At 45.6% G+C, this 13,365-nt stretch carries 9 protein-coding genes; 3 read left to right on the forward strand and 6 right to left on the reverse strand.

Features of this window, described 5'->3' with window-relative positions; genetic code table 11:
• The first annotated feature begins 46 nt into the window (after positions 1-46).
• Positions 47-1,531: an alpha-L-fucosidase gene (locus GV030_RS07215; protein ID WP_159581263.1), complete on the forward strand. Its 1,485-nt coding sequence runs from the start codon at positions 47-49 to the stop codon at positions 1,529-1,531.
• Positions 1,532-1,592: 61 nt separating this feature from the next.
• On the opposite strand, the gene GV030_RS07220 is transcribed toward GV030_RS07215, so the two are convergent.
• Positions 1,593-3,758 carry a glycoside hydrolase family 3 C-terminal domain-containing protein gene (locus GV030_RS07220; protein WP_159581265.1) on the reverse strand — a complete coding sequence of 722 codons (2,166 nt, stop codon included), beginning with the start codon at positions 3,756-3,758 and terminating at the stop codon, positions 1,593-1,595.
• Between the two features lie 305 nt (positions 3,759-4,063).
• On the opposite strand from GV030_RS07220, the gene GV030_RS07225 reads away from it, so the two are divergent.
• Positions 4,064-5,212, forward strand: coding sequence for a glycoside hydrolase family 88 protein (locus GV030_RS07225; protein WP_159581267.1), 1,149 nt, complete (start codon positions 4,064-4,066; stop codon positions 5,210-5,212).
• 1 nt (position 5,213) lies between these two features.
• Here the strand turns inward: GV030_RS07225 and GV030_RS07230 are convergent, their stop codons facing one another.
• From GV030_RS07230 to GV030_RS07240, 3 genes are all read right to left on the reverse strand, one after another.
• The gene (locus tag GV030_RS07230; RefSeq protein ID WP_159581269.1) at positions 5,214-7,835 is read right to left on the reverse strand and encodes a DUF5916 domain-containing protein; all 2,622 of its coding nucleotides are present in this window, start codon (positions 7,833-7,835) and stop codon (positions 5,214-5,216) included.
• Positions 7,836-8,160: 325 nt separating this feature from the next.
• Positions 8,161-9,507 carry an outer membrane beta-barrel protein gene (locus GV030_RS07235; RefSeq protein WP_159581271.1) on the reverse strand — a complete coding sequence of 449 codons (1,347 nt, stop codon included), beginning with the start codon at positions 9,505-9,507 and terminating at the stop codon, positions 8,161-8,163.
• On the reverse strand, positions 9,485-10,045 hold the full coding sequence (locus tag GV030_RS07240) for an RNA polymerase sigma factor (protein WP_159581273.1): 561 nt from the start codon (positions 10,043-10,045) through the stop codon (positions 9,485-9,487). Before GV030_RS07240 ends, GV030_RS07235 begins: the two co-directional genes overlap by 23 nt.
• A 66-nt stretch (positions 10,046-10,111) precedes the next feature.
• Here GV030_RS07240 and GV030_RS07245 point away from each other — a divergent pair, with 66 nt between their 5' ends.
• On the forward strand, positions 10,112-11,392 hold the full coding sequence (locus GV030_RS07245; protein WP_159581275.1) for a DUF5103 domain-containing protein: 1,281 nt from the start codon (positions 10,112-10,114) through the stop codon (positions 11,390-11,392).
• Here the strand turns inward: GV030_RS07245 and cas6 are convergent.
• Positions 11,378-12,184 carry a CRISPR-associated endoribonuclease Cas6 gene (cas6, locus tag GV030_RS07250; RefSeq protein ID WP_159581277.1) on the reverse strand — a complete coding sequence of 269 codons (807 nt, stop codon included), beginning with the start codon at positions 12,182-12,184 and terminating at the stop codon, positions 11,378-11,380. The two genes, GV030_RS07245 and cas6, sit on opposite strands and share 15 nt — an antisense overlap.
• An 81-nt stretch (positions 12,185-12,265) precedes the next feature.
• Positions 12,266-13,363: a redox-regulated ATPase YchF gene (gene ychF / locus GV030_RS07255; protein WP_159581279.1), complete on the reverse strand. Its 1,098-nt coding sequence runs from the start codon at positions 13,361-13,363 to the stop codon at positions 12,266-12,268.
• Positions 13,364-13,365 lie beyond the last annotated feature (2 nt).

Genomic DNA, 13,365 nt, shown 5'->3' on the forward strand with positions numbered 1-13,365 from the left:
ACAAACACCTCAATATCTTGCATTCATAAAACTATCTCAAACACTTATGAAACCAATCTGTCACACTCTTTTGCTCGCATTGTTCTTTACCGCCTGCTCACACCCCGAGCAGGCGACTATGAAGAAATATGCAGAAAACTGGGATTCATTAGCCAGCTATGAAGAAGCTCCGGAATGGTTCAGAAATGCCAAGTTTGGAATCTACTATCATTGGGGCCTCCTCTCAGTACCGGCTTATGCCAACGACTGGCACCCAAGGAATCTTCACGTAGAAGGTACGGATGACTATGCACAGCATGTGGCCACATACGGTCACCCTTCGGTATTTGGCTATCATGATTTCGTGCCAATGTTTCGCGCGGATAGCTTCGATGCAGAAAACTGGGCCGACCTCTTCGTAGAATCAGGAGCCCGGTTTTCAGGAGTTGTGGCGGAACATCATGACGGGTGGTCCAACTGGGATAGTCGCATTAACCCCTGGAATGCAAAGAAAATGGGGCCAAAACGAGACTTGGTTGGAGAGTTGGAGCGTGCCATTCATGGCAAAGGCCTGAAATTTGTGACTACTTTTCACATGGCCAGAAACCTCCAAATCTATCAGCAGGATACCGCCAACTGGCTGAATGATAGATCCTATTTCCCTTATCACCCAAATTTGTACACCTCCTCCACAGACTCTGTCATACGAATGATGTATGGTAATATACCCAAGGATCAGTTTTATGAAAATTGGCTCGGGAAACTTCAGGAGGTCATTGATCAATATAGCCCCGATCTCATCTATTTCGATGGCGAGTTGTCCAAAATACCCGATTCAGTCAAACTCAAGTTTGTTACCTACTACCTGAACCATGCGAGTATGAAAGACAAAGGAGTAGTAATCACTCACAAAAATGGTGAACTACCGTCAGAAGTGAGTCTGATGGATTTGGAAAAAGGCCGAATGGATGATAAAACGGACCATTTCTGGCTTACAGATGAGACCATTGCTCATGGGAGTTGGAGCTATACAGAAACACTTGAGGTAAAACCTGCCGCAGAGATCATCCATGTTCTTATAGACATAGTAAGTAAAAATGGTGTGCTCATGCTCAATATTTCTCCCAAGGCCAATGGAGTGATTCCCGCAGACCAGCAGATGGTACTGAGGGATATTGGGGAATGGCTGAAAAAGTATGGAGAAGCCATCTATGACACCCGTACATGGACGGTCTACGGGGAAGGACCTACTGTTCTGGGGACCTCAGGACATTTCCTGGAGTGGAAAACCTACACTGCTGAAGACGTCCGTTTCACCACCAAAGAAAATCAACTTTATGCCATCTTGATGGGCTGGCCAGGTGAAGATGAGCAAGTAAAAATCAGCTCCATCAACAGGAAAAATCTAAAAGGTAAGACTATTCAGGAGGTGGTTTTACTAGGAAGTAACGAGAAGGTGCTCTGGGAGTTGACGGAAAAAGGTTTCCTGTTTACTACTCCCTCACAATCCATGAACGACCCTGCTGTGGTGTTGAAATTAACACTGAAATGAAATGAAAAATCCGGGAACCACCCCGGATTTATTCCAACCTAAAAACTACTAAACCAAAAATTTACTTTACGGAGAAAGATACTTTCCCTCTCAAGTCTCTTGACGAGGCTCCTGACGATAGGTCATAGGTACCAGGCTCTACTGACCAACCTTTAGCCTCTACATCATAGTAAGCCAGCTCCTTGACAGGAATTTCGAGGGTGACCAACTTTTCTTCACCTGCTTTCAGTGCCACTTTCCCAAAGCCCTTGAGCTCCCTCGTGGCACGCTGGATGTCGGACCCTGGCTTACTGGTATATAGCTGAATGATTTCCTTTCCATCCACCGCACCTGCATTTTTCACTTTCAGAGACACCTTAATGATATCACCAGCATTGTAAGAGGATTTATCAGTGCTCAAATCCGAATATTCATAGCTGGTATAGGACAACCCGTACCCGAATGGGTAAAAAGGCTCAATATTTTGGGTGTCAAACCAGCGATAGCCTACCAAAATACCCTCTTCGTAAATCACTACGTCCGGTCCTCCGGGGAAACTATTGGTAGCATGTGCCGGAGAGTCCTCCAGTTTTTTAGGAAAAGTCACAGGCAGTTTTCCACTTGGATTAACTTCTCCAAAAAGCACATCTACAATGGCATCTCCAGCCCTGGATCCATTAAACCATGACCATAGCAATCCATCCACTGTAGCATCAATCTCCGACAAGTCATGCGGAGAACCCGCTATGATCACGACGATGGTGTTTGGATTGGCCGCCTTCACCGCTTTGATCAAAGCTTCCTGACCAAAGGGCAACCTCAGCCCTTTTCTATCCTCTGCCTCCGTCTCTACCAGACGGTTGGAACCCGCAAAAACAACAGCCACATCCGAAGCTTTAGCCGCAGCTACAGCCTCGGCGACCAACTGCTCATTGGGAACATAGTCCACAGGGAGCCCCCATGAGCGATTCAGATTATTCTTTAGGTATTGCTCTTTGTAACCGAGGGCATAATTGACTTTCATATCAGGATAATGAGCCACCAAAGCATCGTATGGGGTCACTTCTGTCCTGGTTTTTACGCCAGCTCCAAAGCCCTGATTGGCATGTTTTCTTTTCGCATTATCACCAATCACAGCGATACTCCTGATCTCTGACGACTTCAATGGCAGGGCATTGTTATCATTCTTCAACAGCACCACCGACTCTGCTGCCACGTCATAGGCTACCTGAAGATGCTCAGGGGTATTCAGGGTACCCTTTGCCTGAGGTTCCGAGCCAATCGCATGAATTTTCTCCATCACATAAAGGATGTTTTTTACCTTTTGATCGATCACAGATTCTGACACTTCGCCATTACGAACGGCGGCAATCAGGGCTTCTGAGAAAAACCAATCATCATAGTTATCAATCTCTGTACCCATCTCTATATCCAATCCATACAACGCAGATTCTTTGGTAGAATGGACAGCACCCCAGTCAGACATTACAAACCCTTTGAAGCCCCATTCGTCTCGAAGAATGGTGTTCAGCATATAATCATTCTCAGATAAATAGGCCCCTCTAAATCGATTGTAGGCACTCATCACGGAGTAGGCATTGCCCTCTTTCACTGCCGCCTCGAATACAGGCAAATACATCTCCCTGATCGTCCGCTCATCAGCCTGCACATCGATACTGCCTCTCAGGGTCTCCTGATTGTTAATGGCATAGTGCTTCACACATGAAGCCACATCGTTGGCCTGAAGTCCCTGCACAAATGGCACTACCAATTTTTTATTGAGAAATGGATCTTCTGTGAAGTATTCAAAGTTTCTTCCACCTAAAGGTGAACGAATAAGGTTAACCGCGGGTGCCAAAAGTACATGCTTCTCTCTGGCCCGGGCTTCTTCTCCCATGGCAATGCTGTAGCGCCTGACGAGATCCAGATTCCAGGTAGATGACAGGCCTCCTCCTGCGGGGAAAAAAGTAGCAAAGTCATTATCCCACCCCGCGGGAGCCCAGCTATCATTCTGAATCTCCTCGCGTACCCCCAGCGGCCCGTCGGCAGATTTCAAATCAGGTATACCCAACCGCGCTACTCCCGCTGAAGTAAACTTACCTTTACCATGGAGCATATGAACCTTTTCCTCCAGAGTCATTTGACTGATTAATTCATCTATGTTCGACTTGTCCGAATTTTCATCGGTCTGTGCTGATGTACATGAAAGCATTAGTCCCATTAGTGAGGCCAGTAAAAAATTTCTCATTTCAACGATCTATTATTTCAAACAAAAATAGATCGTTACCCCATAGGCGAAGGGATACAAAATGTACCTATGACGGCACTAAATGTCTTTATATTGTATAGCACATACATTCAATACCCTCTAATCAAACAATCTTCCATAGAAATGTGGTGAGGAAATCACCATTCTGACACCCAACCCTTTGGGAATATGAATGAAATCGCTCATCTTTTCATTTCGGAAATCCTATTGGGTGGAGAGTTCACTAATTTGCACTCACCTCTCAGTAATCAGTACCCAACCATTTTAAACTACACATCCAGCTAATGAAACACTTATTGACTTTAATACTTCTGGCTTCTCTGGCCACTCAATGCAGCTCGCCTACCCCACAAGAAGGTTCTCTTTTGGATCAAAATAGTGAGTTGGCAGTGACTCAATATAAAGGAATGCAAAAGCAACTTGGGGAAGGTGAATTCCCCAGATCTTATGAGAATGGCAGCTTCACCACCAGCAGCTCCGAATGGTGGTGTAGTGGCTTCTATCCTGGCACACTCCTTTATCTTTATGAAGAGACAGAGGACTCCTCACTGCTGCAAGAAGCTAATCGAATGCTCACATTGCTGGAAAAGGAGCAGTATAATACCAGCACACATGATCTGGGATTTATGATGTACTGTAGCTTTGGAAATGCCAATAGACTGAATCCTCAGGCTGCTTATACCAACATACTAATCAACAGTGCCAGGTCTTTAGCGACCCGATTTTCTCCAGTGACCGGATGCATTCGTTCGTGGGATTCCAAACCTGAGGATTTCATCGTCATCATTGACAACATGATGAATCTGGAACTGCTCTTCTGGGCCACTAAGGCAACGGGCGATAGCTCCTTCTATAACATTGCTGTCACCCATGCCAACACCACACTTGAAAATCACTTTAGGTCAGACAATAGTTCGTATCACGTGCTCAATTATGACTCGACTGGAGCGGTGAAACAAAAGAAAACCGCCCAAGGGCTCCACGATGAGTCTGCATGGGCCAGAGGTCAGGCCTGGGGGCTATATGGATATACAGCCACCTACAGGGAAACCAAAGATGAAAAGTACCTTGAGCAAGCTGTGAAAATAGCAGGCTTCATATTATCACATCCAAACCTGCCAGAAGACAAAATTCCGCTTTGGGATTTCGATGCAGAGAAAGATGCTCTAAGGGACGCATCGGCCGCAGCCATTATGGCCTCCGCTTTGATTGAATTGGATACCTATGCACCCGATAAAGGGTATCTTAAAGTGGCAGAGGAAATCCTGACCAACCTCACTTCCGACTATACAGCAGAGCCTGGCACCAATGGTCAGTTCATTATCACTCACTGCGTGGGGCATTTACCGGCAAACAGTGAGGTAGATGTGCCGCTTACCTATGCCGATTATTATTTCATGGAGGCCCTTATGCGGCTAGAATACGGTCTTTAGCCTATAAGACAAATCGATAGGTGTACTTAATGAGGAAAATATTGGTACCATCGGCCTGTTTCAGGTCGGTGGCCAAATAGCTAAATCTATTTTCTCGTGAATTGTGCGAATCAGAAGAACTGGATGTCCATACCACAAAAAGAGTGGAGCCGGGTATATACTCCCATCTTATCACAAAATTGGATCGGAACTGCATGAAGTTAAAGTTGGGGTCATCCAACTCTGCTTCAGTAATTCCATCCCTATTTTCATCAATAAAATAACTCCCCGACTCATCAGCATAATTGATCTGATCAGGGCCAAGAGAAACATGTCGTTCCTCAAAGTGGTCAGAGTTGGGGCTAAGTACCTTTTTGAAATCACTGTACTCTCCTCTGGAAATAAACGGCTGCCCCCAGTATTCCACAGACAGATTGGGTGTGATGATGTAGTTGGCCCGCACGGAGGCGCTATAGGTTACTTGCTGGATTCTTGCCAGAATGTAGTTTTCAGTATTGGTCTCGTAGCTGCTTACATATTGAAGGGCATTGTCATTCCAGTCCACTGACGGAGAAACCGACAGTCTCAGCGCATCAGTCGGCTGATACCTAAGGCTTGTGAAAATACCTCCTCCTCTATAGTAGTTTTCTTGTCCAGAAGATATCCACGGATTCATCTCGAAGTAAAGCTTCTTCTGGTCGTTGGTTCCCATGTAAACCCAATATTCCGTGGTACCCGGATAACGCAACGCAGGTCCGCCCCTCAAATCGGCATTTGACCTGCTCTCACCCGATAAAGTAGTGCCACCGCCCACGTACCACATATTTTTAAACTGTGCATGGGTGTTGAAATTCATTGCTTTTAGAAGGTTTATTCCGCCAAAATCCCAGGTGAGGTACTGGTTGGCATTGAACCTGACCCACCTGAAGATACTGAAAGGCTTAAGTATACGGTACTGCGCCCAGGTCCATTGGGATATATAATCTGACTGCATCAAAAAACCCACATCGTTAAGTTCCACACCAGGTGAGCGCATAGTAGCTCCTGTCTGGAAAATCAGATTTCCGTTCCGCTTGCCAAAGGCAGCAGTCCCGGACGTACCAGAAAGTGAGGTTCGCGTGGAGTCAACTCCTTTTCTCCTATTGTCCGGCCGCTGAAAGTAGCGCTCAGAGGAAGTTTGTGTATTGTAAATGGCTTCTTCATCACCATTCACATTGCTCACCACAGCATTCAAAGAGAGGTAATAGTTTCGTTCGTTAAAGTTCTGGGTAAAGTCTACCCCACCTGTGTATGCACTTTTATGCAGGTAATTGAAATGATCTTCATCCAACCTCCTATTGGTGGCGGTAAACATGGCGCCGATCAGGGCATTCCCCTGATTGATGTCCTGCTGCACACGGCCCACTACATAGTTGGTCATGGGCTCTACAGCTACCTTTCTTCTGCCTCCCAGGGTGTCCTGCACCTCCACCATTTCTTTATTGGTGACCGATTCCAGCAGTCCCCACGAAAAGCCATTTTTGTTCTTACCTGTGACCTTGGCTGCACCTAATATTCTGGTTTTCTTCATCCGATCCACGTATTGAATGTCATCATCCGATGGAAAGTATGAAGGAGATCCTCCGATCCTTCTGGAATAGAAAAGGTTGTCATTATTGAACTGACCACCCGCTACAGATTCAGTGAGGCCAAAGTTTAGCGTGTTCTTCCCCTCCAGGAAAAATGGCCTTCGTTCCTGGAAAAATAACTGGAATGCAGAAAGATTCACCCGAGATGGATCGGCCTCTACCTGACCAAAATCCGGATTGATAGTAAGGTCTAGTGTAATATCACTGGTGAGGCCTATTTTGGCATCTACACCCACATCCAGATCAGACTCAGAACCTGTGGCGTAAGGGTTGCCCTCTACGGATGGTGATTTCTCTGTCTTACCGAGGATATACGGCTGTATTTCGAGTTGTTTTTGAGGCCTAATGCCTGTAATACCACGCAGTTCACCAAAAAGATGAACCCAACCGGGAGAATCCTGAGCAATGGGCTGCCAATAAGATCTTTCTTGCTTCCTAAAGACCATCCTCATGACCTGTATCCCCCATACGTGCTCTTCCTTATCTGCAAAACGTAATTGAGACAGGGGAATTTTAAATTCGGCGATCCAGCCCTGATCATCCAGACTGGTCTTTAGGTACCAGATGGGATCCCAGGTAGAATCCCAGTCATCGCCATTGTTAGAAACATATTCTTCACCCTTAACACCTGAGGCTGAGGCTGTAAAGCTAAAGGCTGTCCGCTTGTCATTGTAGCTGTCTATGTTGACCTCCACCAAATCTCCTTCAAAACCGTCTCTTCGTGACATTCGCCGAGCTACTTTGTCTGGCTCCAAATCAAATGCCCGAATTCCGATATACAGGTATTTTGCATCGTACAAAATCTTAAACTTGGTATCTTGGGAGGGCGCCGCTCCATCTTCGGGCTGTCGCTGTATAAAGTCACCACCCCAATCCACCAAATCCCACGCTGGGTCATCCAACTTTCCATCAATCACAGGCGGAGCCTGAACCATGGTGGTTTCGTAAGTTTTAGGTTGAGCATACGACTCAAAGCATAGCAATGCCAGAATACAGACCAGGCCGACTGATTTCATCTTGGGTTGAGTTGGGTCTTCATTAAGAACGATGACTCTATGAAATACTTATCCCAAACCCTGAGGTTACATTAAAATGAGTATTCGGTTAATTTCAGGGATTTACGGCACATCCATCTGGATATGCCGATGAAATTCGCAATGATCAGCCCATGTAGAGCAGGGACAAAATGATCATGATGATAAGCGTAAGTGTGGAGAGTTTAAACAAATCTTGTTTTGCTGTTTCCTCTCCTTTTGGAGTTTGAACTTGTGTAGTTTTCATGACGGACTAAGACGTTTTGACTTTTAGGACACTGCAAATATACAAAAGGTTGTATTATACTTAGTTAAAATTGTATCGAACTCCTGTGAGAAGCCCAAATCCCGAAGGATTGGTGGTAAACGAGGTGTTCTCTTTGGTCAGCGAGTTGATCGATCTTCTATAATTCGGTTCTATCACCAGATCAAAATTCTTCAACAGTTGATATCCAAACTCAACACCTGCCAATCCGCTAAAACTCACCTCACGATAAGGGGATTCGGAACCCGGACCAATGGTTAACCCTGCGATTTCCGCATCTGAACCCGAGAGCTTATTGCCCATATAAAAATTAGTTATCACACCCGCATTCAATTCCATCCTGAATTTACTATTCACAATCAGATATCCGGCTTTCACTGGTACTGAGGTAAACTGAAATTCATTCTTCAAATTAACATCTCTGTAATCATATTCTACCACTTCCTGGCGGTCGATGGCTTGCTCAAATTGCTGAACACTTCTCACCTGACTAGTGGCCGGAATCACCTCCTGAAAAGTAGAGGTTTGAATCACCACATTGGTCTGAGTAGTAGCATCTGCCCGGGCATACTGCACCCCGCTCTCCAGTGTCCATCTGCTGCTCAATTTCAATCCAAAATTCACACCAAGTGAAACGGTTTCTCCTGGCAACATACCCTCACGAACGGATGGTGATTGACTATCGATGGCCTCCTCGCTTGAAAGACTAAATCCTGCGCTGGACATATCCAGATTACTGGCCAGCAGACTTCCCCCTGTCGACTGAAAGTTAGGATCAAAACCACCAGAACCCAGGCTAAGTCCCGCCCAGTACTTATTATCCACACCCGCTTTTCGTCTTTGCTCGAAATGGTATACGGGTAGTAAATACAGTCGCCTCCCCGTATAATTAGCCGCAATAGACACTTCCGGCTTCAATTTCGTCAAAGTTAATTCTTCAAAAATCTCGCGGGAATGACTCTGATCATTGACTTCTTCCTCTTGTTCTTGCTCGCTGGCCACAAACATGGCAGCCCGGGAGACCTGTTTATCCCTTCCCTGATCACCAAAAGCCAAAGCAGTCATCCTTTCATCGGCTGAGTCAGGAATGCGTATGGAAACAACCTCCTCCATTGGAGCGGGCTTGTCTACATTAATGGCCAGCCGGTAATCCGTCCCTTGCTGAAAGTACCAGTATTGCAGAGTACCAAGTGAGGCTGCCAGCAGCAGAATAGCAGCCACTGCCCACCTGTAATAGGTGGCTTTTGTTTTATACACCGAAAGTTCCGCATAGGCCAGTTTCCGGTCGATTTCATTCCACACTGCATCAGGGGGTGTCTGGCTTGCATCACCAAAAACCTCCTTCCATTCATTCTCAAATTGACTGTCAGAGTTCTCCTGCCCTATCATAATATATCACGTCACTCTTCAATATCCACTCCTTCAATAAGCTCTTGGCTCTTGCATACTGAGACTTGCTGGTCCCCTCGCTGATCCCCAGGAGGTCTGCAATCTCATGATGCTTATACCCCTCAATCGCATACAGGTTAAATATCACCTGACACCCAGAGGGTAATTTTCTGATCATTTCTAATAGTTCCTTGTGATTGATTCCGGTAATGGTAAGATTTTCGGTAAAACGATTCTTGAGATCGCCAACATCCACCATGGGATAGAGATACAGTTTGCTCCGCTGATGATTGAGTGCCGTATTCACCACTATTCGCTTAATCCAATATACCAGTGAAGAGTCTTGTCTGAAGTTATTTATATTCTGAAAAACTTTCAGAAAAGCCTCCTGAAGAATATCTTCCGCTTCTTGCTGCATTTTGGAATAGCGCAAAGCGACAGCATACATCTGTCCGCTGTACTTTTTATACAGATTCTGCTGAGCAGTCCGTTCTCCTTTGCAACAGGCCTTAATTAACTCTTCATCACTGAATGCCATTCAGGTTAACTTTTGATTATAGACTCTGATAACTTACAAAACGTTGTAACCGCAGTTAACAAATTTATGAAATATCTACCACTACTTGCGATTAGTCTCCTGCTAGCCAATTGTGTGCCAGTTTCTTACACAGATACGGCAAGCCAGAAAACCATTCTCTATGACAATGCCGAATATGAAGACAACATAGGCGTAGTACAGCTCTATCCCCTCTCTGCTGACCAGCAAGCGAGCCTGGATTATCCCGTGATAGCCCTCAACTCTGCCGGACTCAGTTTGGTGTTTGACCTTCTGGAACAGAATACGTCCTACCTCAATGCCAGATATGTTCATTGCAATGCTGACTGGACACCGTCTCGACTGACGGACCTACAATTTCTGAGCACCTACAATGAGTTTCCTATCAACCAATACAACTACTCCTCCAACACCAGAATACCGTATGTCAATTACCAGGCTGATTTACCAGCTCCTGACAAATCGGGGAATTACCTTCTGGTGGTATACCGTGAGAATGATCGGAAAAACGTGCTATTTACGAGAAGGTTTCTTGTTTTTGACCAACGAGCGCAGATTGATGTGGAATTTACTCCCAGCGCCACGGTCTCCCAGAGGAACACCAACCACCAATTATCATTCGGGATAAGGTATCAGCAGATTGAAAATCCCAATCCACTACGGGAATTCAAGGTAGTACTATTACAAAATCATAATTGGCACACTCCCATCACAGGTCTACAGCCCACACTGATGCGGCCTGATCAAAATTACCTTGAATACAGGCATTTCAATGGTGAAAACAACTTTCCTGCGCTGAATGAATTCAGATACTTTGACCTCCGATCGATCGATTACCGAGGAATGAATGTGGTGAATGTGAGGAAAGAAACCGATCAGATACAAGCCTTTCTGGGATTGGATAAAAGCAGACATGGGCTGGCTTATTCACAGCTCATCAACGACCTCAATGGTGGTTTCTTCCTGGAAAACAAAGACCCCAATGATGGGCCATTGCAAAGTGAATATGCCCAGGTCTACTTTGAATTACAATCTGAAAAACTGGAGGGCGAAGTATACATAGCAGGAGGATTCAACAATTGGAACCTTACACCTGAAAACATGATGAGCTACGATGAGAGCACCGGGAGCTACAGAGGATGGATATGGTTAAAGCAGGGCTATTATGATTACTTCTACTGGCTGAAATCAGACAAAATGCCCTTTTATGAACTGGAAGGGAGCCATTACCAGACATCCAACGACTATGAAATTCTGTTTTACTACAGGGATCCTTTTAACAACTATGACGAACTCATTGGATACCGCAGGGTATCAAGTGGAAACTAATGATTCGGCAGATTTGTAAGGAACGGTACGCTCAGTTGGATCAGAATTCACCAAATCCAACATACCAAATCCCATGGAGCAGCAGGTTCCCAACCCACAGGTGAAGATGAAATCCTGAATTTCAGGAGCAGCGAAAAGTGTGAAAGGAAAGGTATATCCCCTGGCTTCCAGCTGCTCGCCCTGATAATACACCGGATAGATTCTTGAGAATTTTTTATTGGAAGCCCGAAGCTTATCCAGGTAGTCTTCGTCTGGTATCAACTGAAACTTATGGACTTCAGGTATGGCGTCTGTATCTATCCCAAACTCCGTCATCCGCGTGATGGTAGCGTCATAAAGCTGATCCGAAAAGTCATTGGAGGAGGGCTCAATAAACAACTTGTGCTCCGGACTATGAAAATCATCAGAGGTCACAATAGGTGAAATGCATATAAACTTCGTTTCCCGGTGGAGAGTTACAGGAAGCTCCTCTTCGGCCATTTCCGGCGTGAGGTTGAGTGCCCCAAGTTGAATTTCTTTATTCCTGAAAATCGCTCCTACGAGGTGCTCCACAAAATCAGCACTGAGTGAAGAAATGACAATAGTCACCCTCCTTGAATTATAATGAAGACCAGCCTTGCTCAGTCGGGTCTGACCTTTGATTCCCGAAAAACTAAAGAAGGGATAGTCCTTCAAATCATCTTTAGATTCTCGCTGTAGAATATCCCTAAAAACCTCTGATATTAAATATTGGTGGTGAAAAGGCACCAACCCTCCACGGTTGTTGACCCTGAACGTAACTCTGACCCGCATCTGATCGCAATTAAAAAAATTAGATTAACTGATCAGAAAACAGGCTTAAAGTAGTTTTTGTTTAGAAGTGATGTAAAAAAATCAAACATTGAAACGGAAGTGCATCACATCCCCGTCCAGCACTACATATTCTTTACCTTCAATCGAAAGTTTGCCCGCTTCCTTACAAGCTTGTTCAGAACCATATTGCTGATAATTCTCCAGCTTGATCACTTCAGCTTTGATAAACCCACGCTCAAAATCGGTGTGAATTACCCCGGCAGCCTGAGGAGCCTTCCACCCTCTCTTGATTGTCCAGGCTCTCACCTCCTGTACACCAGCGGTAAAGTAAGTAATCAGGTCCAAAAGTGAATAAGCAGCCTTGATCAGCCGATTGAGCCCAGATTCCTTTAGACCGTATTCCTCCAAAAACATCAGCTTGTCGTCCTCATCCTCAAACTCAGCGATCTGGGCTTCCAATGCCGCCGACACCCTTACCACCTCCGCATTTTCACTGGCCACGTTTTCCTCCAGTTTTTGGCTATACTGATTCCCGGAATTCACGTTTTCTTCCTCCACATTAGCCACATAGATAATGGGCTTATCAGTCAGCAGCTGAAGTTCTTTCACCAGTACTCGGTCTTCCTTCTCCATCTCCAGAGAGCGAGCGTTACGACCAGATTCCAGGTGCTTTTTGAACTGAATCAGCACTTCATATTCCTTCTTCGCCTTAGCATCACCTCCTTTGGCAATCTTCTCCACTCTGGCGATACGCTTATCCACAGAGTCCAGGTCCCGGAGCTGCAGTTCTGTATCTATCACTTCTTTGTCATCCACAGGGTCCACACGGCCCTCCACGTGAATGATGTTGTCATTTTCAAAGCAGCGCACCACATGAATGATGGCGTCCACTTCGCGGATGTTGGCCAGGAACTGGTTTCCTAATCCTTCACCCTTGCTGGCTCCTTTCACCAGCCCCGCTATATCTACAAACTCAATGACTGTAGGCACCACACGTTCGGGGCTCACTAGTCCTTTCAGTATCTCCAATCGCTCATCGGGCACGGTGATCACCCCCACATTGGGCTCAATGGTACAAAAAGGGAAATTGGCTGCTTCAGCCTTTGCATTCGAGAGCGCATTAAATAAAGTGGATTTTCCAACATTCGGAAGCCCAACAATTCCACACCTTAACCCCATAA

It is taken from the genome of Marinoscillum sp. 108 (assembly GCF_902506655.1).
Classification (GTDB): Bacteria; Bacteroidota; Bacteroidia; order Cytophagales; family Cyclobacteriaceae; genus Marinoscillum; species Marinoscillum luteum.